This is a genomic window from Pseudomonas hunanensis, assembly GCF_013393325.1.
Classification (GTDB): Bacteria; Pseudomonadota; Gammaproteobacteria; order Pseudomonadales; family Pseudomonadaceae; genus Aquipseudomonas; species Aquipseudomonas putida_P.
In genome coordinates, this window is record NZ_QJRC01000094.1 from 98227 (window position 1) to 121392 (window position 23166).

Annotated in this window: 27 protein-coding genes and 1 pseudogene; 16 read left to right on the top strand and 12 right to left on the bottom strand. The window is 62.9% G+C overall.

The window, feature by feature from the left end; all coding sequences use genetic code 11:
• The first annotated feature begins 33 nt into the window (after positions 1-33).
• From DM807_RS15835 to DM807_RS15855, 5 genes are all read left to right on the top strand, one after another.
• Positions 34-831, top strand: a complete 798-nt coding sequence (locus DM807_RS15835) for an SDR family NAD(P)-dependent oxidoreductase (RefSeq protein ID WP_060492807.1) — start codon at positions 34-36, stop codon at positions 829-831.
• 21 nt (positions 832-852) lie between these two features.
• The gene (locus DM807_RS15840; RefSeq protein WP_012271680.1) at positions 853-1260 is read left to right on the top strand and encodes an SRPBCC family protein; all 408 of its coding nucleotides are present in this window, start codon (positions 853-855) and stop codon (positions 1258-1260) included.
• 157 nt (positions 1261-1417) lie between these two features.
• A complete protein-coding gene (locus tag DM807_RS15845; protein ID WP_012271679.1) occupies positions 1418-2404 on the top strand; it encodes a zinc-binding dehydrogenase in 987 nt (328 codons plus the stop codon).
• 106 nt (positions 2405-2510) lie between these two features.
• Positions 2511-3053 carry a WYL domain-containing transcriptional regulator gene (locus DM807_RS15850; RefSeq protein ID WP_012271678.1) on the top strand — a complete coding sequence of 181 codons (543 nt, stop codon included), beginning with the start codon at positions 2511-2513 and terminating at the stop codon, positions 3051-3053.
• Between the two features lie 98 nt (positions 3054-3151).
• The gene (locus DM807_RS15855) at positions 3152-4087 is read left to right on the top strand and encodes a cyclase family protein (RefSeq protein WP_012271677.1); all 936 of its coding nucleotides are present in this window, start codon (positions 3152-3154) and stop codon (positions 4085-4087) included.
• A 51-nt stretch (positions 4088-4138) separates the two neighbouring features.
• On the opposite strand, the gene DM807_RS15860 is transcribed toward DM807_RS15855, so the two are convergent.
• The 3 genes from DM807_RS15860 to DM807_RS15870 all read right to left on the bottom strand — a co-directional run bounded on the left by DM807_RS15860 (position 4139) and on the right by DM807_RS15870 (position 6858).
• Entirely contained in the window at positions 4139-4915 is a 777-nt protein-coding gene (locus DM807_RS15860) for an SDR family oxidoreductase (RefSeq protein ID WP_012271676.1), read from the bottom strand.
• Positions 4916-5088: 173 nt separating this feature from the next.
• A complete protein-coding gene (locus tag DM807_RS15865; RefSeq protein ID WP_012271675.1) occupies positions 5089-6009 on the bottom strand; it encodes a LysR family transcriptional regulator in 921 nt (306 codons plus the stop codon).
• A gap of 126 nt (positions 6010-6135) precedes the next feature.
• Positions 6136-6858, bottom strand: coding sequence for a hypothetical protein (locus tag DM807_RS15870; protein ID WP_179027547.1), 723 nt, complete (start codon positions 6856-6858; stop codon positions 6136-6138).
• Between the two features lie 275 nt (positions 6859-7133).
• Here DM807_RS15870 and DM807_RS15875 point away from each other — a divergent pair, with 275 nt between their 5' ends.
• Positions 7134-7757, top strand: coding sequence for a glutathione S-transferase family protein (locus DM807_RS15875; protein ID WP_012271673.1), 624 nt, complete (start codon positions 7134-7136; stop codon positions 7755-7757).
• A 171-nt stretch (positions 7758-7928) separates the two neighbouring features.
• On the opposite strand, the gene DM807_RS15880 is transcribed toward DM807_RS15875, so the two are convergent.
• Positions 7929-9104: an MFS transporter gene (locus DM807_RS15880; RefSeq protein WP_012271672.1), complete on the bottom strand. Its 1176-nt coding sequence runs from the start codon at positions 9102-9104 to the stop codon at positions 7929-7931.
• 94 nt (positions 9105-9198) lie between these two features.
• Between DM807_RS15880 and DM807_RS15885 the strand changes: the two genes are divergently transcribed.
• Positions 9199-10089 (top strand): LysR family transcriptional regulator, encoded by an 891-nt coding sequence (locus DM807_RS15885; protein WP_012271671.1) that lies wholly within the window; start codon positions 9199-9201, stop codon positions 10087-10089.
• Between the two features lie 37 nt (positions 10090-10126).
• Entirely contained in the window at positions 10127-10618 is a 492-nt protein-coding gene (locus tag DM807_RS15890; protein ID WP_012271670.1) for a DUF1543 domain-containing protein, read from the top strand.
• 49 nt (positions 10619-10667) lie between these two features.
• Here the strand turns inward: DM807_RS15890 and DM807_RS15895 are convergent, their stop codons facing one another.
• Entirely contained in the window at positions 10668-11153 is a 486-nt protein-coding gene (locus tag DM807_RS15895; protein WP_179027548.1) for a hypothetical protein, read from the bottom strand.
• A gap of 383 nt (positions 11154-11536) precedes the next feature.
• Here DM807_RS15895 and DM807_RS15900 point away from each other — a divergent pair, with 383 nt between their 5' ends.
• From DM807_RS15900 to DM807_RS15910, 3 genes are all read left to right on the top strand, one after another.
• Positions 11537-11782, top strand: a complete 246-nt coding sequence (locus DM807_RS15900; protein WP_041166458.1) for a hypothetical protein — start codon at positions 11537-11539, stop codon at positions 11780-11782.
• Between the two features lie 58 nt (positions 11783-11840).
• The gene (locus DM807_RS15905; RefSeq protein ID WP_012271667.1) at positions 11841-12848 is read left to right on the top strand and encodes a 5'-nucleotidase; all 1008 of its coding nucleotides are present in this window, start codon (positions 11841-11843) and stop codon (positions 12846-12848) included.
• Between the two features lie 75 nt (positions 12849-12923).
• Entirely contained in the window at positions 12924-14012 is a 1089-nt protein-coding gene (locus DM807_RS15910; protein WP_060514131.1) for a hypothetical protein, read from the top strand.
• A gap of 22 nt (positions 14013-14034) precedes the next feature.
• Here the strand turns inward: DM807_RS15910 and DM807_RS15915 are convergent, their stop codons facing one another.
• On the bottom strand, positions 14035-14196 hold the full coding sequence (locus DM807_RS15915) for a hypothetical protein (protein WP_176729454.1): 162 nt from the start codon (positions 14194-14196) through the stop codon (positions 14035-14037).
• A 208-nt stretch (positions 14197-14404) separates the two neighbouring features.
• Here DM807_RS15915 and DM807_RS15920 point away from each other — a divergent pair, with 208 nt between their 5' ends.
• On the top strand, positions 14405-15682 hold the full coding sequence (locus DM807_RS15920; RefSeq protein ID WP_012271664.1) for a bifunctional O-acetylhomoserine aminocarboxypropyltransferase/cysteine synthase: 1278 nt from the start codon (positions 14405-14407) through the stop codon (positions 15680-15682).
• Between the two features lie 64 nt (positions 15683-15746).
• A complete protein-coding gene (locus DM807_RS15925; protein ID WP_012271663.1) occupies positions 15747-16511 on the top strand; it encodes a hypothetical protein in 765 nt (254 codons plus the stop codon).
• 17 nt (positions 16512-16528) lie between these two features.
• Here DM807_RS15925 and DM807_RS15930 read toward each other — a convergent pair whose 3' ends face one another.
• Together DM807_RS15930 and DM807_RS15935 are read right to left on the bottom strand one after the other, a co-directional pair.
• Positions 16529-17044 carry a thioredoxin family protein gene (locus tag DM807_RS15930; RefSeq protein WP_179027570.1) on the bottom strand — a complete coding sequence of 172 codons (516 nt, stop codon included), beginning with the start codon at positions 17042-17044 and terminating at the stop codon, positions 16529-16531.
• Positions 17045-17054: 10 nt separating this feature from the next.
• Entirely contained in the window at positions 17055-17330 is a 276-nt protein-coding gene (locus tag DM807_RS15935; protein ID WP_012271661.1) for a DUF2790 domain-containing protein, read from the bottom strand.
• 221 nt (positions 17331-17551) lie between these two features.
• Between DM807_RS15935 and DM807_RS15940 the strand changes: the two are divergent.
• The 3 genes and pseudogenes from DM807_RS15940 to DM807_RS15950 all read left to right on the top strand — a co-directional run bounded on the left by DM807_RS15940 (position 17552) and on the right by DM807_RS15950 (position 20165).
• Positions 17552-18291, top strand: a pseudogene (locus DM807_RS15940) (response regulator).
• Complete coding sequence (locus DM807_RS15945) at positions 18288-19574, top strand: sensor histidine kinase (RefSeq protein WP_012271659.1); 1287 nt, start codon at positions 18288-18290, stop codon at positions 19572-19574. Before DM807_RS15940 ends, DM807_RS15945 begins: the two are co-directional and overlap by 4 nt.
• A 108-nt stretch (positions 19575-19682) precedes the next feature.
• A complete protein-coding gene (locus DM807_RS15950) occupies positions 19683-20165 on the top strand; it encodes an HvfX family Cu-binding RiPP maturation protein (RefSeq protein WP_012271658.1) in 483 nt (160 codons plus the stop codon).
• Positions 20166-20197: 32 nt separating this feature from the next.
• Here DM807_RS15950 and DM807_RS15955 read toward each other — a convergent pair whose 3' ends face one another.
• The 4 genes from DM807_RS15955 to DM807_RS15970 all read right to left on the bottom strand — a co-directional run bounded on the left by DM807_RS15955 (position 20198) and on the right by DM807_RS15970 (position 22959).
• A complete protein-coding gene (locus DM807_RS15955; RefSeq protein WP_060492816.1) occupies positions 20198-20893 on the bottom strand; it encodes an HvfC family RiPP maturation protein in 696 nt (231 codons plus the stop codon).
• Positions 20886-21719 carry an HvfB family MNIO-type RiPP peptide maturase gene (locus DM807_RS15960; RefSeq protein ID WP_012271657.1) on the bottom strand — a complete coding sequence of 278 codons (834 nt, stop codon included), beginning with the start codon at positions 21717-21719 and terminating at the stop codon, positions 20886-20888. Before DM807_RS15960 ends, DM807_RS15955 begins: the two co-directional genes overlap by 8 nt.
• A gap of 73 nt (positions 21720-21792) precedes the next feature.
• The gene (locus tag DM807_RS15965; RefSeq protein ID WP_060492817.1) at positions 21793-22233 is read right to left on the bottom strand and encodes an HvfA family oxazolone/thioamide-modified RiPP metallophore; all 441 of its coding nucleotides are present in this window, start codon (positions 22231-22233) and stop codon (positions 21793-21795) included.
• Between the two features lie 174 nt (positions 22234-22407).
• Positions 22408-22959, bottom strand: a complete 552-nt coding sequence (locus DM807_RS15970) for a DUF4174 domain-containing protein (RefSeq protein WP_012271655.1) — start codon at positions 22957-22959, stop codon at positions 22408-22410.
• Positions 22960-23166 lie beyond the last annotated feature (207 nt).

Here is a 23166-nt window from a genome sequence, read left to right on the forward strand (position 1 = left end):
TCATCGATACAACTCACCCACAGGAGCCATTCCATGAACATCGACCTCGGCGGGCGCACCGCCATCATCAGCGGCTCTACCGGCGGTATTGGTCTGGCCATCGCCCGCGGCCTGGCCCGCGCCAACGCCGACGTGGTCATTGCCGGCCGCAGCCAGAAATCGCTGGATGCAGCCTTGGCCGAACTGCGCCAACAAGGCGGCCGTGGGCAGATTCACGGCGTGGTCGCCGACCTGGGCACCGCCACCGGTGCCGACACCCTGTTTGCCGCCCACCCACGGGCCGACATCCTGGTCAACAACCTGGGCATCTACGACGACGTCGACTTCTTCGACGTGGCCGACAGTGAGTGGGCGCGCTTCTACGATACCAACGTGTTGAGCGGCGTGCGCCTGGCCCGCCACTATGCACCGGGGATGGTCGAGAAAGGCTGGGGGCGGATCCTGTTCATTTCCTCGGAATCGGGCATCGCCATCCCTGCGGACATGATCAACTACGGTGTTACCAAGGCCGCCAACTTGGCCGTTTCCCATGGCCTGGCCAAGCGCCTGGCCGGCACCGGGGTTACCGTGAACGCGATACTGCCCGGCCCGACCCTGACCGATGGCGTGGCCGCGCTGGTAGCCGATGCGGCACAGGCGTCCGGGCGCAGCATTCGTGAAGAGGCCGACAACTTCGTACGTACCGCACGGCCAAGTTCGATCATTCAGCGCGCCGCCGATGTCGACGAAGTCGCCCACCTCGCGGTGTACCTCGCCTCGCCTTACTCCTCCGCCACCACCGGCGCGGCCCTGCGGGTCGACGGCGGTGTGGTCGACAGCCTTGCTATCTGAACTCAACTGGAGCATTACCCTATGGCAACTGCCTACGCTTCCCTGCAAGCCCAACACAGCCCTGAACACGTCTGGGCATTGATCGGCGGTTTCGACAGCCTGCCGGACTGGCTGCCGTTCATCCCCGAGAGCATCTCCAGCGAAGGCGGCCGTGTGCGCTCGCTGAAAGACCCGGACGGCAACAGCATCGTCGAGCGCCTTACAGCTTTTGACGACAACGCGCGCAGCTACAGCTACACGATCCTGAGCAGCCCGTTTCCGGTGACCGACTACCGATCGACCCTGCGAGTCAAGGCCGACGGCCAAGGCAGCCTGGTGGAGTGGTTCGGCGAATTCACCCCGGCCGGTGTCAGTGAGGCCGAGGCTGAGGCACTGTTCAAAGGCATCTACGAAGGTGGCCTGCAAGCCTTGGCGAAAACCCTGGGCTAAGCGAGTCCCCCAGGTACCTCATCCCCTTGCAAGATTCGAGGGTGGGGGCAAAGCGCTTTTGCCCCCCCGTCAAAACACCTTGTCCCACCCCCGCCTGTATCCCCCGCCTCATCTGCGCTAGCCTGCCGCCCATACTCGTCTCACAAGGACCCGCACCATGCCAACTGATTATCAAGCCTGGGGCTGGACCCCGAACGCCGGCCTCGAAGGCCTGCAGCTGCTGCGCAAACCCCTGCCGCAACCCGGACCCGGCGAAGTGCTGGTGGCCAACCGAGCTATAGCCCTCAACCCGGTGGACTGGAAAATCTGCGAATGGGGCCATCCGGCCTGGCAGCAAGGCACAGTACCGGGTGTGGATGGCGCCGGGGTGGTCGTCGCCGCTGGCGCAGGCGTCGAACTGCCCTTGGGCAGCCGCGTGGCTTACCATCAGTCGCTGGCTCGCGACGGCAGTTTCGCCGAGCATTGCCTGCTCGATGCCAGCCTGGTGATGCACATCCCCAGCGCACTCAGCGACAGCGCCGCCGCCGCCGTACCCTGCCCCGCGCTGACCGCCTGGCAGGCCCTGGCCAAGATACCGGCAGGCACCAGCCGCGATGTGCTGGTGATTGGTGCCGGTGGTGCGGTGGGCTTCTACCTGGCGCAGTTGGCCGCACAACGTGGCCTGCGCGTGTGGGCGACAGCCAGCCAGCGCCACCACGCGGCGCTCAAGGCGCTGGGCACAAGCGGCGTGTTCGACTACCACGACGCCGACTGGCAACAGCAGTTGCAGGTCGCCCTGGGTGAGCGCCCGCTGCATGCCCTGTTCGACACCGTCAGTGGCGCCCACGCAGGCAGCCTCGCCCATCTGCTGGGCTACAACGGGCACCTGGTGTGCATCCAGGACCGCCAGGAAAGCGCGCCAACAGCCGCCTTCAGCACAGCCATTTCGCTGCATGAAGTGGCGCTGAACAGCGTGCATGCCCATGGCCGCCTGGCAGATCGCCAGGCCCTGCGCATGGCCGGTGAACAGCTGTTGCAGGCTGTCGCCAATGGCAGCCTGATCGCGCCTCAACGCCGTGAGTTCGACTTCGCCACGCTGCCCGATGCACTGCGGCAATTGAAAGAAGGCCAAGGCGCAGGCAAATGGGTGACGCGCCTCGGCTGAAGGGCATCCGCGCAACTTGGATCCCATTCTGTGACAAGGTATGCTGGGCAATAGCTAAACGCCATTACTCAGGCAGGCTTAGTGCCTGCCCTCAAGGACGAGCCCTTTGCCCAGCCACCCAACCCGCCACACTATTGCCCGCCAGTGGCAGTTGCTCAAGTTGCTGCCCGGCCGCCATCCGGGCATGAGCTCTACCCAGTTGCAGGCCGCCCTGACAACCGTGGGTCATACCACCAGCAAACGTACCGTCGAGCGCGACCTGGTCGAGCTCGCTGCGCTGTTCCCGCTGCAGTGCAACAGCAAAGGCATGCCCTACGGTTGGTACTGGCAACCGAGCATGAGCCTGGTCGATGCGCAGCCACTGCAACCGGACATACTCACACCCCCGGCACAGGTTGAACTGCACGCCTGGGTGGACGACACACTGGCGCGCCTGCTGAAAGAATCCCCGCTGTCCGCAGACATGCAGCTGACCCCGCAAGCGAGCGGCGGCGCGGCATTGGTGGCCACCGTCGACGACAACCGGGCACTGATGGGCTGGCTGCTGTCGCAAGCGGGTTCGATCCGCGTGCAGGCCCCGAAGACGCTGCGCGTGGCCATGCTGGAACAGCTGCGCCAGAGCCTGGCGCTGCACGATGGCGGTTGTTGACCGGCAGGCAAATATCATTGTCCTGCCGAGCGCTTTTTCCCGGTGCCGGCCCTGCGCAGAATTCGCTCCTGACAACGCATCACTTTCAGGAGTACACGATGAAACGCTTCAAGCCCCTGCTGCTGGCCGTCGCCTTGGCGACCACTGCCCAGGCTACCCTTGCCACCGACTGGCAGCACTCGCCGTACGGCAAGCAGGATGAAATCGGCGCTGCCAACCTGCTCACCCCAGACGTGGTCAAGCAGGCCGTCGGCCTGGTCAAGACCGGCAAGACCTACCCCTTGGCCGTACCCGTGAGCAAGGACTTGCCGGCGTTCCGCCACCGCAGCTTTCACCTGTACAACATCCAGCCCGGCGAGCAGGCCGGCCAGACCCTCGGCCGCAACAAGTTCAGCTTCAACGATGAACTGGTCAACGGCTGGACCGGCGTTGGCACCCAGCTCAACGGCATCGGCCATATCGGCATCGACAACGTCTACTACAACGGCAACAAGGCTGCGGATTTCGTCACCGTTGAAGGCGTGACCAAGCTCGGCGTGGAGAAAGTACCGCCCATGGTCACGCGTGGTGTGGTGCTGGACATGACGGCCTACTTCGGCAAGGCCATCGTACCGGGTGGCACCGCGTTTACCGTCGCAGACATCAAGGCGGTGCTGAAGAAAGAAGGCATTACCCTGCGCAAGGGTGATGTGGTGCTGTTCAACACCGGCTGGCTGGAGTTGGTCGGCAAGGATAACCAGCAGTTCCTCGCCACCGAGCCAGGCATCGACCTACCGGCTGCCGAATGGCTGGCGGATCAGGGCATCGTCGCCTTCGGTGGCGATACCTGGGCCTCCGAGGTATACCCCAACCCGACCGGTGAAGAGTTCCCGGTCAACCAATTCATGCTGGCCAAGCGTGGCATTTACAACCTGGAATTGATCGACACGCGCGCGCTGGTGAAAGACAAGGCGTTCGAGTTCCTGTTCGTGCTGGGCCAGCCGCTGTACAAGGGCTCGACTCAAGTCAATATCAACCCGGTGGCGATTCACTGATCACCGGGCTGATTCAATCTGAATATTGGGGCTGCTTTACAGCCCCAGCTTTCAGAACGTACCCGGATACGCCCCGCCATCAATCAGCAGGTTCTGCCCGGTGATGTACCCGGCCTGCGCGCTGCACAGAAACGCGCAATAAGCGCCGAACTCCCCGGCATCACCAAAGCGTGCCGCCGGAATGGCCTTGCGCCGCGCCTGGGCAGTGGCTTGCACATCACCGCCTGCCGCCTTCAACGTCTTTTGCAGACGCGCCGTGTCGAACGCCCCGGGCAGCAGGTTGTTCAGCGTCACGTTGCTGCCCGCCAGGCGCTGCTGCCGGGCCAGTCCGGCGATGAAGCCGGTCAGGCCACTGCGGGCGCCATTGGACAGGCCCAGTATGTCGATCGGTGCCTTCACTGCGCCTGAAGTGATATTCACCACCCGGCCGAACCCCCGCTCGGCCATGCCATCGACCACCGCTTTGATCAGCTCGATGGGGGTGAGCATGTTGGCGTCCAACGCCTTCAGCCAGTCTTCACGCCCCCAGTCACGGAAGTCCCCCGGTGGCGGGCCACCGGCGTTGTTGACCAGAATATCGACCTGCGGGCAGGCCGCCAGCAGCGCCTGACGTACCTCGGCATCGGCTACATCACCGGCTACGGTACGCACCTCGATGCCCGGATTAGCCGCGCGCAACTCATTGGCGGTCTGCTGCAAGGTGGCGTCGGTACGGGCATTGATGACCAGGTTGACGCCCTCTTTGCCAAGCGCCTCGGCGCAGCCTTTGCCCAGGCCCTGGCTGGCCGCGCAGACGATGGCCCAGCGGCCGGTAATACCTAGATCCATTGGGTTGCTCCTAGATGTAATGCAGTTACAGGGTTGCAGGCAGGCCGTGCCGGTACAATCTAGAACGCCGGTCACGGCCACCGATAATGAAAAGAGCTGATCTACCAATAACCATTGCTTATCCCCACCAGCGCTGCAACAACGGGTCGGGGGTGGATAGGCACTGTGGCGCGTCAACCAGCTACCAACTCCTCTACCAGCAACCGCGCCGCTGGCGACAATGGCGCCGCTACCCGGTGCACGATGCCGAACGGCTCGCTCAACGCCCGCAGCTGCACCGCCAGCGACACCAGCAACCCACGCTGTTCGGCGAAGGCCGCCACTGCACTCGGGATGACCGCCACCAGGCTCGGATCATCTTCCAGCAGCATGAAGGTGGCGAAGGTGGAGAAGGTTTCCAGCGGATAGCGTGGCACTTGCACTCCGGCCTCGCTCAACTCGCGCTCCAGCGCCTGGCGCATGGGCATGTTGGCCGGGTAGACAACCCAACGGTACTGGCTCAGCTCGCCGATCTCCAGGGCCATCGCCCCAGCCAGTGGGTGCTGTGGGTGCGCGACCACCGCCAGTGGCTCATGAGCCAGTTCGACAAAGGCATATTCCGCAGCGTTACGGCCCAGGCCCGGTCGACAGATGGCCAGGTCGAGCCGCCCCTCATCCAGCTGAGCGAGCAGATTGGCGCTGGTGTTCTCGGCGATCTCCACGGCCAACTGTGGCTGTTTGCGGCGCAAGCGCCCCAAGGCGCTGACCAGCGCCGGCATAGCGCCCATGATGCAGCCCACCGCCAGCCGCCCACCCTGGCCTTGTACGATGCCCAGCACTTCTTCGCGCAAATGCCCCAGGTCGCTGTGAATCAGCCGCGCATAGCGCACCACGCAACGGCCCACATCGTTGGCCACCAAACCACTAGGCAAGCGCTGGAACAACGGTACGCCCAGCACTTCTTCCACCTCGCGCAAGGCCTTTGTGGCACCGGGCTGGGAGATGGCCATGGCTTCGGCCGCCTTGTGCAGCGAACCGCAACGGTCCAGCTCGATCAACAGACGCAACTGGCGTAGGCGCAGGCGAGAAAAAATGGAGTCCAGGGAAGGGATCATCAGGCAGGCTCGGCATGGCTCTTGTAATGCCGAGCACTATAAAGGGTGGTCAATGGGGCAGCGTTGCGTTTGCAGCAAATAACCTTTGATTGCAGCACACGCATGCCCGCATTTTTCTGCAGGCGCTTACCGCGTAGTACGTCGTGCCAGGCAGGCGTAGCCCAACCCCAGCACGGTGGCCGCCAGCGCTCCCAGCAACACCATCAGCTCGCGGCTATAGCGGGCCACCAAGGCCGGGAAGCCGATGACCTCGTGGTACACCTGCACATTGGCGGCACCGTTGGCGTGGCTGATGCTGACCCCGCCCTGGCGGATCTGTGAATAGTCTGCGTCGAAATACACCCACACCTTGCACGTACCGCCTGGCTCTATGGCCGGGATCTCCACCTGGGCGGTTGCGGTTTCCAGCAGCGTGTCGTTGCCGGCAGCATCGCGCACCTGCACCAGGCCCTTGGCTGGCAGGCGGATTTTCACCTGGCGTACCTGCGCGTCACCACTGTTGCGCAGCTCGATGAGCAAGCCGGTGCGGTGGTCGACCAGCCCGGCTTCGAACGGCTTGGCGAACAGTTGGGCATACGGTGCCTGAGCCATTTCGATCAGCCGCTCGACCTGGTCATGGCTCAGTTCGCCCTGGTCGATGTTGTTGATGCGCCCCTGCAATTGTTCGTACTTGAGCTGTTCGCTGGCCTTGCTGATACGCTCGCTGAACTGGCTGGGGTAAGTGAGGTAGGCATAGGTCAGTGACGCCTCCAAGCGCGGGTTGCCCCTGAGCAACGCGTAGGCGGCCAACAGGACCATCAGGCCAATCAGCACGGCGACGAGAAGCTTCCCCACCTTGTCCCAGCTCAATGCATACTTCCTTCTGTCGTGTTACAGACGTTCAAAACCGCCCAAGGGTGCCAACTTCACGCCCCCCAGGCAAGCCTGACCGGGCTTGGTGGGTTGCGGGCGTGCGGAGACTAGGGTGCTCCGGCTACCTCCACAATAGCCAAGGGGGTGAAAAGGGTTACTTTCGGAAATGGACTACAAGAACATTACGAAGGGCGGTTCCGTCGCTGTTCGGCCCCTTGACCACTGCACGGCAGTGGCGGACGATCAACCTCCCCTACACAAGGACGAACACCATGCTACGGATACTGGGCAGAGCCTCTTCCATCAACGTGCGGAAAGTTTTGTGGGCCTGTGCCGAGTTCGAGGTCGCGTTCGAGCGTGAGGATTGGGGGTCAGGCTTTCAGCCCACCGACAACGCCGAGTTCCTGGCACTGAACCCCAATGCCATGGTCCCGGTGATCCAGGATGGCGACTTTACGCTGTGGGAGTCCAACAGCATCATCCGCTACCTGGCCAACCGCTACGGCGCCACCGCGTTCTATCCAAGCGAAGCGCAGGCGCGGGCCCGGATCGACCAGTGGATCGACTGGCAGGCCTCGGACCTGAACCGTTCGTGGAGCTACGCGTTCATGTCGCTGGTCAGGCATTCACCCGCCCACCAAGACCCACAGGCGCTTGCGGCCGGTTGCGCGGAGTGGTCGCGTTACATGCACATCCTCGACCGTCAGCTGGCCGGCACCGGTGCCTATGTGGCCGGCAGCCAGTTCACTCTGGCCGACATCCCTATCGGCCTGTCGGTCAATCGCTGGTTCGAAACGCCATTCGAGCACCCGCACTTGCCGGCAGTGCGCGACTACTACGAACGCCTGAGCGAGCGCCCGGCCTATCACCTGCATGGCCGCAATGGTACGCCGTAACGCCAACAACGACTTTTATCGGCGGGCGGGGTGGGTGTGTACAGGGGCGGTAGCTGCTTTGCAGCTCATCGCGACATAAGGCCGCTTCCACAGAGACCGCGCAGCACCTGGAGCTTGCGCTGCACTTGTGGAAGCGACCTTGTGTCGCGGTAGGGGCGCGAACTCAGCGTGCTACAGCGCCACCTGCCCCGCTGCAGCCACTACTCGCCCACGCCAGGCAAACAGCAGCACCATCACCAACCCCAACGCCGCCATCGCCGCGCCCGCCAGGGAAATCGCCGGGTAACCCAGCCCCGCATTGATCACCGCGCCACCCAGTGCCGCGCCAATCGCGTTACCCAGGTTGAACGCGCCAATGTTGACTGCCGATGCCAGGTTGGGCGCATCTTTGGCCGCTTCCATCACCCGCATCTGCAGGGGTGGAACCAAAGCAAAGCTCGCTGCTCCCCAGACCAGGATCGCCAGAGCCGTCGGCAGCGGCCAGTCCAGCACCAGCGGGAACACCAGCAACACGGCAATCAAAACGGCCAACGACAGGATCAACGTGCGATCGATCGAGCGATCCGCCGCCTTGCCGCCCCACACGTTGCCCAGGGTCAGGCCGACACCGAACAACACCAGCATGGCCGTCACGAAGGTGGTGGACGCCGCCGCTTCGCTTTGCAGGATCGGCGCAATGTAGGTGAACACCGTGAACATCGCACTGGAACCCACCACGGTCAGCAACAACGCCGCCAGCACCGGCCCACGGCCTAGCACGCGGATTTCGGCCAGGGCCCCATCCCCCTTGGGCGCGGCCACATTGGGCAGCGCGTACCAGAGCGTGGTCATCGCCACCAGGCCAAGCCCGGCTATACCCCAGAACGCCGTGCGCCAGCCCAGCATTTCACCAAACCAGGTCGCCAACGGCACTCCGCCGATGGTGGCCAGGGTCAAGCCCATGAACATGGCTGCCACGGCCCCAGCGCGCTTCTCGGGCGGCACCACGCTGGCCGCGACGATCGAGCCGATGCCGAAGAAAGCACCGTGGTTGAGCGAGGTGACCACGCGGGCCACCAGCAAGCTGGCGTAGTCACTGGCCAGGGCCGACATCAAATTACCCAGGGTGAAAATGGCCATCAGCCCGATCAACAGGTAACGCCGTGGGATCTTCACCGTGGCCAGGGTCATCAAAGGCGCGCCGATCAGCACGCCAATGGCATAGGCACTGACCAGCAGCCCGGCAGCAGGAATGGAAACACCAAGGTCGGTGGCGATACTGGGCAACATGCCCATGGGGGCGAACTCCGTGACACCGATGCCAAAGGCACCGATGGCGAGTGCGACGAGAGGTGGATTGATACGCATGGCAAGCTCCTTATCTATGCCGCGAATGCTACGATCTGTTTCAAAGTCGCACTAGACTGCTTTTTTGCGAACCACCTTTGCTTGTGAGGCACAAATGGACTTCAGTGGCAGATCTGGAGAGATGGAGGTTTTTGCCAGGGTGGCACACGAGGGCAGCCTATCGGCTGCCGCGCGGGCACTGAACCTGACGCCTTCCGCGGTCAGCCGCATCCTCGCCCGCACCGAACAGCGCCTGGGCACTCGCCTGCTGCTGCGCACCACCCGGGCGATCACCCTCACCCCCGAGGGTGAGGCGTACTTGCGCGGCGCGCGGCGGGTGCTGGCGGACATGCTCGAAGTCGAAGAGGCCATCACTGACCAGGGCGTGCCACGCGGGCGCTTGCGGGTCAGCGCTGCGCTGGGCCATGCCCGGCTGACCGTCGTGCCGCTACTGGCAGCCTTCAGCGCGCGCTACCCGCAGGTGCTGGTCGACCTGACCCTCAGCGACGAGGTAGCCGACATTCTCGGCGGCCAGGCCGACGTGGCGCTGCGTTTCGGGCACCTTCCGGACAGCTCGTTGAGCGCCCGTACCATTGGCGAAACCGGCCAGGTGGTAGTTGCCTCACCTGACTACCTGCAACGCTGCGGCACCCCGCTTGAGCCTGAAGACCTGGCCCGGCACAACTGCCTGCGCTTCAACTTCCGCCGCGCCGCCCCCGACTGGCCGTTTCGTCGCGACGGGCAAACGTTCTCGTTGAGGGTGGCGGGAAATATCGAATGCAGCAGCGGTGAAGCCTTGGCGCAACTGGCCAGGCTGGGTGCCGGCATCGCGCGGATCGGCACCTTCACCGTGGTCGATGACCTGGCCAGCGGGCGGCTGGTGCCGTTGCTCGAGGCATACAACCCTGACGACCGCGAGCCGATCCATGCAGTGTTCGTCGGTGGCCCGGCGATGCCCGCGCGAGTGCGGGTTTTTGTGGACTTTCTGATACAGCACCTGTCCTAATGCCGCACGCTTACATCAACCCTGCAAAGGATCGCCCATGCTTTACGTCGTCATGCTCGGAGGCCGCCACCCCGGCGCCAAGATTGAAGTCCACGACGTGGTATTCGCCCAGGCCGATACCTTCGAACAGGCCTACCCGCAGCTGCGCAAGGCGTGGTTCGGTAGCCCGCAAGGCTTGCACATCGATTCGTGGTTGGAAGTGCACGGCGTAGACGGCCAGCGCATTGAACTGCGCCCGGGCTCACCCGCACGCGGCGCTCTGCGCCTGTATTTCATCAACCTCGGCGGGTATGAACGCGATGTGTTCGGCGAGGCGCACCGCTTCCTGCTGGTTGCCGCCCACAACAAGGCTGCAGCCAAGGCCCTGGGCAAGCAGCGGATGCAAGCGCATTGGCTGAAGCCGCACACCGATGCCCTGCTCGATGTCGATGACTGCCTGGCGATCGATCAGGTGGACGGGCAGTTTGTGCACCTGGTCGAAGGGCCGCATGAGCCGCTGGTGGTACGCAGCGACTACATCCTGATCTGACGGCAATAGAACGCCAGGGCCAAGCCACCCTGCGCGATGCTGGTCCGCGTTAACCGAGCAGGTGCAGCCCCAGCGTAAAGACCGCCACGGCCAAGGCCAGCAACGACACGGCGTGCCGTTCCAGATACGCTGGCCAACCGGGCGCTGGCTGCTGTTCGCATTCACATTGACGCTCAGCCAGGCTTGCTAGCCGTGACTCCACGCTGTCCACACGGTCTGCCTGAGCGCTGGTTGCCAGTGCGAGCTTCTTCAACGCAGTGGTCATTGTGGTGGACAGGCCTTCCCGGGCCAGGTTGCTGGCTGCCAGTTGCTGCTGATGCTGCTCAAGGCTCTTGCGAATCGCCCCTTCCTTCTGCACCCGGGCCAGGGTACTTGCCACCAGCTTCTTGTTCAGCACCTCGATACTGGCCAGCAACGCGCCTTGCTCGGTGGCCTGCCGGGTCAAAGCGTCTGCCTCAATAGTGTTCTCGATCACCCTGTCCACATCCGCCTCGCTGGAAGGCGTCAGAGTGCTGTGTTCGTGTGGCTGGTTCATCAATCTATCCGGATACTGCGATAAAGCGGGGGAAGCTATCAAAATGGCATCACCGGATCCACTGATGAGTTATGGAATTGAGAAATTGGCCAGGTATCTGACAAGGCTGACCAAGCCAGATATGTAAAGTAGCCAGTCACATCTTGGTGAAGGCGTACACCGTCTGCTCACGGCACCCTCAATGCTGGCAAAGCCTTGTCCACCGTGGCATCGCTTGCACTGAGTGATATCAAATTGCCTGCCGCTGCGTCATGACGCGCCAGGGCGAGTCCCGCTGAACCTGCACCATTCTCTTACCTGTATAAGTCATCACTATCGACATGTAATTATTGGCGACATATCTTTTTGCTTACCAGCTGATGATCACTCCCGAGGAACGTTACATGGAAGCAATCGAAATCGCCCTGCTGGGTGTCTGCGGCATTACTCTGCTGCTGGTGTGTCTCCAACTTGTCCGCCAAGGCGAGATATGGAGCCTGCTGCAAAGCGACCGTGAACTGGAACACACCGCACGTATCCACAGGCAGGAGAACAGCACGCTGCACGCGGCTCTGCGCACGGAGCGCGAACATGTGAGCCAGCTGCAACACCAGATTCAAGTACTGCTCGGGCTGGCGCCGGAGGCCTGAGGGCTTTCGACGCAGCGTGCGCGTACACTCGCTTTCAGGCCACTTGCAGGAGCAACTCATGCCCTACCCTATTGAAGAAAAACTGGTCATCGGCGTTGCCTCGAGTGCGCTGTTCGACCTCACTGTCTCGGACGACATCTACAAGTCCGAAGGTGTCGAGGCCTATCGCCAACACCAGGAGCAAAACCTGGACGAGCCGTTTCCCCGAGGTGTGGCGTTCCCTTTCATTCGCCGCTTCCTGAGCATCAATCAAGCCTTCCCCGAGCAATTGCCAGTGGAGGTGGTACTGCTCTCGCGCAACTCGCCCGAAACCGGCCTGCGGGTGTTTCGCTCGATCAACCATTATCAGCTGGACATCACCCGCGCGGCGTTCATGTCGGGCCGCTCGCCTTACGAATACATCCCGGCATTCAATGCCTCGCTGTTCCTCAGTGCCAATGAGGAAGACGTGCAAAAAGCCATCGACGCCAACTACCCGGCCGGGCGCGTGCTGCCTACACGCATCTACGACGATGAAATCGACACAGAGCTACGGGTGGCCTTCGACTTCGATGGCGTGATCGCCGACGACGAGGCCGAGAGCGTGTACAAGCGCAACGACAACCTGGACGACTTTCAGGAACATGAGCGCGTGCACAAGGGCACCCCGCATTCGCCTGGGCCGTTGGCGGACCTGTACCGCAAGCTTTCGCTGATACGCATGCTCGAAGATCGCAAGCTGGCCGAGGACCCGACGTACAAGCGAATTTTGCGCATTGCCATCGTCACGGCGCGCAATGCACCTTCCCATGAGCGGGTGGTGACCACCTTGAAGGATTGGGGCGTGTCGCCAGATGAGTGCTTCTTTCTGGGTGGGATGGAGAAACCCAGGGTGCTGTCGATCCTCAAACCGCATGTGTTCTTCGACGACCAGCGCACGCATTTGCAATCGCCAGCGGGGAATCTGCCGATGGTGCATGTGCCGTTCGGCGTGGCGAACAAGAACGCTACGCTGCAGCGTTCCCAGGCTGCCGTGCCACCCGCCGAAACGGTGCAAGCTGAACACCTACAGCACGATAGCCAGTAGCCATCAATTTACCGGCAACGTAAACTGCCCGTGCTGTGCTGCGCAGCCCTCTCTACCGCCACGGAGCCCCTAGGCATGGATCGCGACGCCCTCGTTCAACAGGTTCAGTTGAACATCCTGAAACGCTACGACGTCTTGCTTGATTGCAGCGAATTCGACGACAGCACACTGAACAAGTTAAGCAAACGCTTGCCCAAGGCGAATGGCGAGCACGCGACCTTCGCACGCTGGTGCGAACATGTGTTGGGAGACTATCGGCCAGCAGTGGCACGCTTCGAGTACGCAGTTGCAGGGCAGACGCGTATCGACACACTGCGCCTGGGCATGCGTGAAGGCCTGTCGACCCAGGAAAGGGCACTGACAGCACAGGTTGAAGAACTGAAGAAACAGATCAACGCGCTGCAGGCCAAACAATCGGCGCTACCCACTCACGTTCAACCTGCCGTGGACATCGAACAGGTGCGTTGGGAGCACGCCTGGCAGTATTTCTATGCAGGCCGGCGTGACGTATTGCGCAACTTGCTGGCTGATGTGCGGGATGTCGAAGGGCACATTTTCAACGCTCAAGGTGAGCGCAACCGCAATTATCGCGAAGTGCTCGACGAAGGCATCCGTTACATGCTTGAGGGTCTGCAACGCCTGGGTTTCATCATCGACGTCACATTGACCACCGCCAGGGAACATGGCTTCATGCCTCAGTACTTCGATTACTACCGTACGCCTGAGCGCGACGATCGATTCGACCATTTGCTCAGCTTCGAAATACCGGAGATGCCGACCGATATCCTGGTTCCGCTACCCGAGGAGGTCAGCGACAAGTCGATCTGCCACGTCTCGCTGTACCGTGGCAGTGCAGCACGGGCTACACCTGAAGAAGTCGAGCACTTGGGGGCATTTCTGCACAGGATGTTCGCTGCGCTCGCCAAGTCGGCCGACCACGTACCACGCGCAGGGCTGCGAGAGCATCTGCTGCTCGCCCTGATGCTGTCCTGGAGCGCCCCCGGGGTAAGCCTGGACGATATGCACTACAGCTCGGTGTACTCACACTCTGACGAGGCGTGGGTAACGCCGAATGCGCAGCCGGCCGACCAGCCCATCGAAATGAGCCCACTGAAGGTTTTCAAGCTGCTGGCCAACGCGGTGGCAGCGCACAGCAATAATTGACCGCTCTGTGCAGGGGGGCAGCTTAGCGTGGGCCGCCGCCTTGGTGGCCGCCAAAGCCACCGCCACCGCCGTGGCCACCACCATGCCCCCCACCACCACCCGGCGGCATGAACATCCAGCAACCCGACAAGGCGGATACCAGCGCCGCCACCAGGGCTGCGCGGAAAAGGTGTTTCAACTTCATAGCAACGCTCCACTAGGCTAGATCCGCTGCCCGCCGTTGGCCGGCTTGGCAGCGGGCGGATTCTAGAGCGGCGGCATGATGGCCCGGGGAAACTTTGCCTATCTTTACAGTCGGCGCAGGCGCACGGGCACAACCACGACGTCCTTGACCCACGCCCGCCCGCCGACGCATGCTCGAACGCTTCCACCCACGCTCAAGGAACGATTGCATGAAGCTGGAAACGCTTGCCATCCATGCGGGCTTCAGCCCCGACCCGACCACCCGGGCGGTGGCCGTACCGATCTACCAGACCACCTCCTTCGCCTTCGACGACACCCAGCACGGCGCCGACCTGTTCGACCTGAAGGTGGCCGGCAACATCTACTCGCGCATCATGAACCCGACCAACGATGTGCTGGAGCAGCGCATGGCTGCCCTCGAAGGCGGGGTGGGCGCGCTGGCGGTGGCGTCGGGTATGGCGGCCATCACCTACGCCATCCAGACCGTCGCCGAAGCCGGTGACAATATCGTCTCGGTGGCCAAGCTGTACGGCGGTACCTACAACCTGCTGGCCCACACCCTGCCACGCATGGGCATCCACACCCGTTTCGCCGCCCATGACGACATCGCCGCCCTCGAAGCGTTGATCGACGCACGCACCAAGGCGGTGTTCTGCGAGTCCATTGGCAACCCCGCTGGCAACATTGTCGATATTGCCGCGCTGGCCGAGGCCGCCCACCGTCACGGTGTGCCGCTGATCGTCGACAACACCGTGGCCACCCCGGTCCTGTGCCGACCGTTCGAGCACGGCGCGGACATCGTCGTGCACTCGCTGACCAAGTACATTGGCGGCCACGGCACCAGTATCGGCGGCATCGTCATCGACGCTGGCAAGTTCCCCTGGGCCGACAACAAAGAACGGTTCGCCTTGCTCAACACCCCCGATCCGTCCTACCACGGCGTCACCTACACCGAAGCCTTCGGCCCTGCCGCTTTCATCGGCCGCTGCCGCGTGGTGCCGTTGCGCAACACGGGCGCCGCGCTGTCACCGTTCAACGCCTTCCTGATCCTGCAAGGCCTGGAAACCCTGGCCCTGCGCATGGAACGCCACACCGAAAATGCGCTGAAGGTCGCCCAGTACCTTCAGGCCCACGAACAGGTGGCCTGGGTGAAATACGCCGGGCTACCCGACCACCCCGAGCATGAACTGGCCCGGCGCTATACCGGCGGCAAACCGGCATCAATCCTGTCGTTCGGCATCAAGGGCGGGCAGGCGGCCGGCGCACGCTTCATCGATGCGCTGCAGTTGGTGGTGCGCCTGGTGAACATCGGCGACGCCAAGTCTCTGGCCTGCCACCCCGCCTCCACCACCCACCGCCAGCTCAACGACGAGGAGCTGGAGAAGGCCGGCGTGCCACGGGACATGGTGCGCCTGTCGATCGGCATCGAGCACAGCGACGACATCATCGCCGACCTGGCCCAGGCCCTGGAGGCCAGCCGCGCCTGACGCATCCGCGCCCCACCCAATGCCGACGGCGGGCGCGCCTTCAATTAGCCTGGATACACCCGCAATGACCCTGTTTTACCTGAAACTGACGGTCACTCCTTTGTTGATGTGGGCCATCTCGCTTGCTTCCCGGCGCTGGGGCGGCCTGTTGGGTGGGCTGCTGTCCGGCCTGCCGATCACCTCGGCGTTGGTGATCACCTTTCTCTGCCTGGAACAGGGCCCGGCCTTTGCCTTGGGGGCGATACCCGGTGCACTGGGTGGCCTGGCAGCGGTGCAGACCACCTACACCTTCTATTTGTTGGCCACCCGCCGCCTCGGCATCGCTGCGTCCGTCCTGCTGGCGTTGCTGTGCTATGGCCTGGCCGCCTATGCGTTTACCCACTGGGGCAGCCTGTACCTGTCGATTGCCGTGGCGCTGGCGCTGATCTGCGTGTTGATCGACGCCAGCGGCCGCGAGCCCACGCCGGATACCCTGGCCCGCCCCCGGCACCGCTACTGGGAGATCCCCCTGCGCATGGTGTCTGCCACTTGCCTGCTGATGGTCATCACCCGCCTGGCCAGTTGGCTGGGCCCGGCGACCAGCGGCATGCTGGCGCCGATCCCGGTGATTGCCTGGCCGCTGGTGGTGTTCGCCCATGTGCAGGGCGGGCGGGCCGCAATGGCGGCGATGGTGCGGGGCAATGCGATCGGCGCAGTGGGGGTCATTGCGTTTTATCTGGTGTTGGCGGGGCTGCTCGAAACCTTGGGCATGGCCATCACGATCAGCCTGGCCATGCTCTGCGCCGTGGTGCTGACCGTCGGGTTGGCCACTGTACTGCGGCGGCGCTGACTGGCCATGCAGGCCGATCACCCTTTTTCATCCAGCAAAGCCTGTATCACCTGTTCCTGCCCGCCATAATCCCCTTCGCCAAAGTGCACATGGCGCACCTGCCCCTTGCGGTCGACAAAGTAATGGGCCGGCCAGAACTGGTTGCCCCAGGCATTCCACAGGTTGTAGTCGTTATCCACCGCCACCGGGTAGGCAATCCCCAGGCTGGCCACCTTGCCCCGCAAGGTGGCGACATCATGCTCGTAGTCGTACTCTGGCGTGTGCACCCCAACCACCACCAGCCCCTGGTCGGCATAGCGCCGCGCCCACTCGTTGACATGCGGCAGGCTGCGCTGGCAGTTGATGCAGTCCCAGGTCCAGAAGTCCACCAGCACTACCTTACCCTTGAGCGCCGGGCCATCCAGTGGCACCGAGTTGATCCACTGGCTGGCGCCCGACAGCGACGGCATGGCGCCGTAGCTGTCGCGTGCCATCAGGTGCCCGGCCAGGCCCAGCCCCGTCAGCGCCAGGGCAACACTACCCACCTTCAACATCAGGCGGCGATCAATTGTCATGGCAACCGCCGGTGGCGTAGGTACGGTACTGCACGCTCTGTGGCTGACCATGGGAGTCAAGGTAGTCCATGCGGGTGTTCACCAGCCCACAGGCATTGCTCTGATCATCCTGCACCGACAGCACTTTCTTCACATCCAGGTGCTCGCCGTAGCGGTACTGCATGGCCCCGCCATCGTGCATCGGGGTAGCGGCGGCCTGGGCAGCGATGGCACCGAAGCTGAGCACGGCGAACAGGCTGGCGCTGGCGAAAGTCTTGACGTTCATGGCATCTCTCCTGAGTAACACTTGGGTGTGGGGAGTGTTGTTCCCCGGTCGAGAGCCATTTCACGCCTGCCAGGTATCCCGTATGTGTCGCCCAACACGGTGATGTGCTTTCTGCTGTATCTGTACCCATGGCAGATACACTGCAATACAAACCCCCGCAGGCAAGCGCGAACGCGCTCGGTACACTGCGCCCATCCCCTCTTTGCACAGGAACGCAGCGCATGGAACACGTCGATCACATCCTGATCGTCGACGACGACCGCAAATCCGCGAACTGGTCGGCAACTACCTGAAGAAGAACGGCCTGCGTACCAGCATCGTCGCCGACGGCCGGCAGATGCGCGCCTTTCTCGAAGCCAACAGCGTCGACCTGATCGTGCTAGACATCATGATGCCCGGCGACGATGGCCTGCTGCTGTGCCGTGAACTGCGTGCCGGCAAGCACCGCAACACCCCGGTATTGATGCTGACCGCCCGCAACGACGAAACCGACCGGATCATCGGCCTGGAAATGGGCGCCGACGATTACCTGACCAAGCCGTTCTCGGCCCGCGAACTGCTCGCCCGCATCAACGCCGTGCTACGCCGCACGCGCATGCTGCCGCCCAACCTGACCATCAGCGAAAGCAGCCGCCTGCTTGCTTTCGGCCAGTGGCGCCTGGACACCACCGCGCGCCACCTGCTCGACAGCGAAGGTACCCTGGTGGCCCTGAGCGGCGCCGAATACCGCCTGTTGCGGGTGTTCCTCGACCACCCGCAGCGGGTGCTCAGCCGTGAACAACTGCTTAACCTGACCCAAGGCCGCGAGGCCGACATCTTTGACCGCTCCATCGACTTGCTGGTCAGCCGCCTGCGCCAACGCCTGGGCGACGATGCCCGCGAGCCCAGCTGTATCAAGACCGTGCGCAGCGAGGGCTATGTGTTCTCGCTGCCGGTGCAATTGCTCGAGTCGCTGTCATGAAATGGCCTCGTACCCTGGCCTCGCGCCTGGCACTGATCTTCTTCACCGGCCTGGTGCTGGCCTACGGCCTGTCGTTCGGCCTGCAGGCCTACGAGCGCTATATCAGTAGCCGCTCGATGATGCTCAACAACCTGGAGCAGGACGTGGCCACTTCGGTCGCCATCCTCGACCGCCTTCCCGCAGCCGAACGTGCTGCCTGGCTGCCACGCCTGGAACGGCGCACCTATCGCTACCGCCTCGACCAGGGCCAGACAGGCGAAGCAATGACCAGCAGCGACCCGCCGATGGCCGCCGAGTCGATCGTCAAGGCCATTGGCAGCGACTATCGCCTGACCTTCCAGGAAATCCCCGGACCGAATGCGCACTTCCAGGCACACCTGAACCTGGCCGACGGTGCGCCACTGACCATCGACGTGACCCCGTCGCCGGTGCCGGTGGCACGCTGGCTACCCGTGGTACTGCTGATTCAGCTGGCTGTGCTGTTGCTGTGTACCTGGCTGGCAGTGCACCTGGCCATCGGCCCGCTCACCCGACTGGCCCGGGCGGTGGACAACCTCGACCCGGACCGCCCCGGTGTGCAACTGGATGAAAGCGGCCCCCGCGAGGTGCGCTACGCGGCGGTGGCCTTCAACGCCCTGCAGGCGCGCATCGCTGCCCACCTCAAGGAACGCATGCAGTTGCTGGCGGCCATTTCCCACGACCTGCAAACGCCGATCACCCGCATGAAGCTGCGCGTCGAGGTGATGGACGAGGGGGTGGAAAAGGACAAGTTGTGGAGCGACCTAGGCGAAATGGAGCACCTGGTGCGCGAGGGCGTGGCGTATGCCCGCAGCATGGATACCAGCACCGAAGCCCCTTGCAGGGTCAACCTTGATGCCTTCCTCGACAGCCTGGTATTCGACTATCAGGACAGCGGCGCCCAGGTGGCGCGCCACGGCAGCACCGGCAGCCTGCTGGAAACCCGCCCGCATGCCCTGCGCCGAGTGCTGGTGAACCTGGTGGATAACGCGCTCAAGTTTGCCGGTGCTGCCGAGCTGGAAGTGTGCCGCGAGGGCGGCATGACCGTGATCCGTGTGCTCGACAACGGGCCTGGGATACCCAGTGGCGAACTGGATGAAGTGCTAAAGCCGTTCTACCGGGTGGAGGGTTCGCGTAATCGCAGCACGGGTGGCACCGGTTTGGGGCTGGCCATTGCCCACCAGCTGATCCAGGCCATGGGGGGGCGACTGACCCTAAGCAACCGCGAAAGTGGCGGGCTGTGCGCACGGATCGAGCTCAACTGAAAAGCGCGCACCTACAATCCGATACACAACCCCCGCACCGCCGACACACTGCAGACACCCCACAACCACACACTCCCGGTCACACAACTAGCCCCGGGAGCCACCTTGATGAAAGCCATTACCCTGACCACCTTCGACCACATCGGCAGCTGGAGCGCCGACCTGCCGTTACGGCTGTTCCTGGCTTGGGAGTTTTTTGAATCCGGCTGGGAGAAGTTCAATGGCAGCAACTGGTTCGCCGACCTGCAAACCCGCTTCCCATTCCCCTTCAACCTGCTACCAGTCGAGCTGAACTGGCAGCTGTCGATGTGGGCGGAGCTGGTGCTGCCGTTGCTGCTGTTGTTGGGCCTGGGTACCCGGCTGGCTTCCTTTGGCTTGATGGTCGTGACCGTAGTAGCGATTGCGGCGGTGCATTGGCCGGCGCACTGGTCAGGTTTGGCTGAGCTGGCGCAGGGGTATGCGATTACCGACCAGGGCTTTGGCAATTACAAATTGCCGCTGATCTACTTGGTTGCATTGCTGCCTCTGCTGCTCAAGGGCGCCGGGCGCTTGAGCCTGGATCATTGGCTCAGGATGCGGTTCAGCAAGTAGTATCGCGGGGGCGTTTTGCGCCCCCAATGCCCTCAAACCGTGCCGACAATGATGCCCGCTTCGCGCATCCCCTGGAGCAACCCCAGCCCCTGCTCCAGATCCCCACCCAACGCCTGCAACCGCTCCCGTCCACGCCCCTGCTCCACCAGCAACCGATACGCCATCGGTGCCAACCGCGCAAAGCGCACCTGCAACCCCGCATCGCGATAAACCAGCAGCAAGGTCGGCGCCTCTGGCGCAACCGTTGGCTGGTAATCGGCGCTGATGCGCTCAACCGGCCACCGGTAGGCCAGCACCCGCGCCACGCAAGACAACAGCGGCTCGCCAGCCAGCAGGTCACCCGCAGGATCATGCAGCGGGTCCTCGGCATCGCTCAGGTACAGCTGCGTCTCGATCCACTCGTAATGCGCCAGTTCCAACTGCCAGGGCGCATCCGGCTGCACGCCTTGCAAGTAATCGACGAACGTCTCTGCAATCTCGGTGAACAACGGTGTCTGGCTACGGTAGTTGGCATAGAAATCACGCACCCGCACATGCCAACGTTGCTCGCCCAGGGCCTGGCGCATGACAGGAAAACTGCCAGCCAGCAAGCCTTCGATGGCGCCATAGAATAACTCCCGGTAAATCTTCAGGCGCCGTGCTTGCGCGCCAGGTGGCGGAGCATTGCGCAGCGGGTCGCGCAGGTGGCGAGCCAAGGCGTATTGCTGTTCGCGCAAGGTCTCATTCATGCCTCTGCCCTCCCCAGCTACGCTGCATGTCACGGATACGTGCTGTCTCCTCCAGCAGCTGTGCCAGTGGGGGGAGGTTGAAGTCACGTTCGAGCACGGTCGGCTGCACCCCAAAGCGTTCACAGGCGAACGCGTACAGTGCCCAGACATCTTCCTTGACCGGCGCCCCATGGGTGTCGACCTTGAGGTCCGGGGCCTCATCGTAATGACCGGCAATGTGCATGCAGGTCACCCGCGCCCGGGGCAAGCCTTCAAGGAATTCCCGGGCGTCATAGCCGTGATTGCAGGCATTGACGAATACATTGTTGACGTCCAGCAGCAGGTCACAGTCGGCTTCATCGAGTACTGCACGAATAAATTCAAGTTCACTCATCGCAGCGTAAGGGGCGGCGTAGTAGCTGATGTTCTCGACAGCGATACGCCGTTCCAGGTGCGTCTGCGCCCGGCGTATGCGCGCCGCCACATGGTGCACCGCTTCATCGGTGAACGGGATGGGCATCAAGTCGTACAGGTGCCCGTCATCACTGCAGTAGCTCAGGTGTTCGCTATACAAGCGCACTTGGTGGCGATCGAGAAACTGCCGGATCTGGTCGAGAAACTGCCAGTCCAGCGGCGCACTCCCCCCCAACGACAACGACAACCCATGGCAGGTGATGGGAAAACGCTCCGCCAACTCGGCCAACCCCTTACCGTAGGCGCCGCCCACGGCAATCCAGTTTTCCGGCGCGCATTCGAGAAAGTCCACTGCACCCGGCGCCATGGCGAGCAGTTCCGGCAACAGGCCACGGCGCAAGCCCAACCCAGTATTCAACAGTGCGGGAAGCATAAACAGGTCTCCAACAGGCACAACGCCCCGCCTGACCAGCAGGAGGGGCGTTGCATCACATCAAGGGATAAGGTCAGGACTTATTGTTCAAGTGGCTGAACAGCCCTTCAGGCATGGCCTTGCCGTTGGCCTGGTAAATCGCCTTCAGGTGATCCGCTGCTTCCTGTTCGGAGATGAAGCCATCATGGTTACTGTCGATCTTGTCGAAGTCGCCCGCACGGTCCTTGGCCACCGCCACGAACTCTTCGCGCGAAACCTTGCCATCGTGGTCCCTGTCGGTCTTGGCGAACGAGGCGTCACCGCACTTGCCTTCGCCGCATTTGCCTTCGCTCTGGGTGACCTTGCCGCTGGCGCCGCATTTGCCTTCACCACACTTGCCCTCGCCGGCCACCTTGGCCGATGCCAGCTGGTAACCCTGGGCCAACGGTTCGACGGCAAACGCGCTGCTGCTCAGTGCCATGCTGCCGATCAGGGCGGCGCCGAGCAGGCCGAGGGTAGTTTTTGCTTGAGTCATGATGTAGCTCCACAGTGGTTGGAAAGTGGAGCCATTAGGCCGTTGCGGTTTGTCGTGGATGTATCGTGTGGGGCGCGCTTTTGTATGGCAGTAGGTCTGCCGTGCGCGCAGATACAGTGGGATACACAACACCTGGCAGCTGGCCCCAACGTGCCTTGGGGCCATGATGCGTGTTCAGTCTTCCAGCGGTTTGGGCGGGGCCGCCGGTTTGGCTGGCTTGGCCGGCTTGGTGTCCTTGGCCTTGGCTTCCGGTGCCGCTGCTACGGGCTCGGGCGCCGCCACCGCCTTTTCGCTGGCAGGCAGTTCATCGACTGCCTTGAAGATCACCTGCGGGTCGATGGCCTCGCCAGTGTCGTCGTCCTTGAGCATGTGCCGCTCGCCATCCTTGCCGACCAGGATCACCTTGGTGCCCTTGCTCGCCCCCAGCTTCAGTTCACGAATCAGGGCCATGGTGGTCTGCTGTTCGAGGTTCTTGTCCTCGCGCTTGCCCATCATGTTGGCGACGCTGTACAGCACAAGGTTGCGCTCCTTGAAGGCTGCCTGGGTGGCCGGATCCTCGAGCGCCTTGTTCAACCCGCGCAAGGTCGGGTCGGCACTGCTCGGGGCGATAACCACCAACGGCCTGGCCTTACCCAGTTCCTTGGCTAAAGGCGCATCACTGTCTGCGGCAAACAGGGGGCCGGCAACAGCAAGCAAGGTTGCGAGGGTCAGTGACCGGACGAGCATGCGTATCTCCTTATTGTCTCGATATACCAATGACTACAGATCACGGAGAAAAATCCGACAAGGAGCCTAAACCACTTCACACAAGAACGGGGGGTGCAAAAGTAACTGTCGATTTCCGAGCTACCTGAAGCCAGGGCAACGGCGTTGGCACAATCCACCGTCACCCAGACTGAGCATAGCCCAAAGCCGCCTTGGTCAGGGCCAGGT

What these genes read in the sequence shown, in the direction of transcription:
- DM807_RS15835 (WP_060492807.1), top strand. Translation starts at nt 34, where the DNA reads ATGAACATCGACCTCGGCGGGCGCACCGCCATCATCAGCGGCTCTACC.
- DM807_RS15840 (WP_012271680.1), top strand. Translation starts at nt 853, where the DNA reads ATGGCAACTGCCTACGCTTCCCTGCAAGCCCAACACAGCCCTGAACAC.
- DM807_RS15845 (WP_012271679.1), top strand. Translation starts at nt 1,418, where the DNA reads ATGCCAACTGATTATCAAGCCTGGGGCTGGACCCCGAACGCCGGCCTC.
- DM807_RS15855 (WP_012271677.1), top strand. Translation starts at nt 3,152, where the DNA reads ATGAAACGCTTCAAGCCCCTGCTGCTGGCCGTCGCCTTGGCGACCACT.
- DM807_RS15860 (WP_012271676.1), bottom strand. Translation starts at nt 4,915, where the DNA reads ATGGATCTAGGTATTACCGGCCGCTGGGCCATCGTCTGCGCGGCCAGC.
- DM807_RS15865 (WP_012271675.1), bottom strand. Translation starts at nt 6,009, where the DNA reads ATGATCCCTTCCCTGGACTCCATTTTTTCTCGCCTGCGCCTACGCCAG.
- DM807_RS15875 (WP_012271673.1), top strand. Translation starts at nt 7,134, where the DNA reads ATGCTACGGATACTGGGCAGAGCCTCTTCCATCAACGTGCGGAAAGTT.
- DM807_RS15880 (WP_012271672.1), bottom strand. Translation starts at nt 9,104, where the DNA reads ATGCGTATCAATCCACCTCTCGTCGCACTCGCCATCGGTGCCTTTGGC.
- DM807_RS15885 (WP_012271671.1), top strand. Translation starts at nt 9,199, where the DNA reads ATGGACTTCAGTGGCAGATCTGGAGAGATGGAGGTTTTTGCCAGGGTG.
- DM807_RS15890 (WP_012271670.1), top strand. Translation starts at nt 10,127, where the DNA reads ATGCTTTACGTCGTCATGCTCGGAGGCCGCCACCCCGGCGCCAAGATT.
- DM807_RS15895 (WP_179027548.1), bottom strand. Translation starts at nt 11,153, where the DNA reads ATGAACCAGCCACACGAACACAGCACTCTGACGCCTTCCAGCGAGGCG.
- DM807_RS15900 (WP_041166458.1), top strand. Translation starts at nt 11,537, where the DNA reads ATGGAAGCAATCGAAATCGCCCTGCTGGGTGTCTGCGGCATTACTCTG.
- DM807_RS15905 (WP_012271667.1), top strand. Translation starts at nt 11,841, where the DNA reads ATGCCCTACCCTATTGAAGAAAAACTGGTCATCGGCGTTGCCTCGAGT.
- DM807_RS15910 (WP_060514131.1), top strand. Translation starts at nt 12,924, where the DNA reads ATGGATCGCGACGCCCTCGTTCAACAGGTTCAGTTGAACATCCTGAAA.
- DM807_RS15915 (WP_176729454.1), bottom strand. Translation starts at nt 14,196, where the DNA reads ATGAAGTTGAAACACCTTTTCCGCGCAGCCCTGGTGGCGGCGCTGGTA.
- DM807_RS15920 (WP_012271664.1), top strand. Translation starts at nt 14,405, where the DNA reads ATGAAGCTGGAAACGCTTGCCATCCATGCGGGCTTCAGCCCCGACCCG.
- DM807_RS15925 (WP_012271663.1), top strand. Translation starts at nt 15,747, where the DNA reads ATGACCCTGTTTTACCTGAAACTGACGGTCACTCCTTTGTTGATGTGG.
- DM807_RS15930 (WP_179027570.1), bottom strand. Translation starts at nt 17,044, where the DNA reads ATGTTGAAGGTGGGTAGTGTTGCCCTGGCGCTGACGGGGCTGGGCCTG.
- DM807_RS15935 (WP_012271661.1), bottom strand. Translation starts at nt 17,330, where the DNA reads ATGAACGTCAAGACTTTCGCCAGCGCCAGCCTGTTCGCCGTGCTCAGC.
- DM807_RS15945 (WP_012271659.1), top strand. Translation starts at nt 18,288, where the DNA reads ATGAAATGGCCTCGTACCCTGGCCTCGCGCCTGGCACTGATCTTCTTC.
- DM807_RS15950 (WP_012271658.1), top strand. Translation starts at nt 19,683, where the DNA reads ATGAAAGCCATTACCCTGACCACCTTCGACCACATCGGCAGCTGGAGC.
- DM807_RS15955 (WP_060492816.1), bottom strand. Translation starts at nt 20,893, where the DNA reads ATGAATGAGACCTTGCGCGAACAGCAATACGCCTTGGCTCGCCACCTG.
- DM807_RS15960 (WP_012271657.1), bottom strand. Translation starts at nt 21,719, where the DNA reads ATGCTTCCCGCACTGTTGAATACTGGGTTGGGCTTGCGCCGTGGCCTG.
- DM807_RS15965 (WP_060492817.1), bottom strand. Translation starts at nt 22,233, where the DNA reads ATGACTCAAGCAAAAACTACCCTCGGCCTGCTCGGCGCCGCCCTGATC.
- DM807_RS15970 (WP_012271655.1), bottom strand. Translation starts at nt 22,959, where the DNA reads ATGCTCGTCCGGTCACTGACCCTCGCAACCTTGCTTGCTGTTGCCGGC.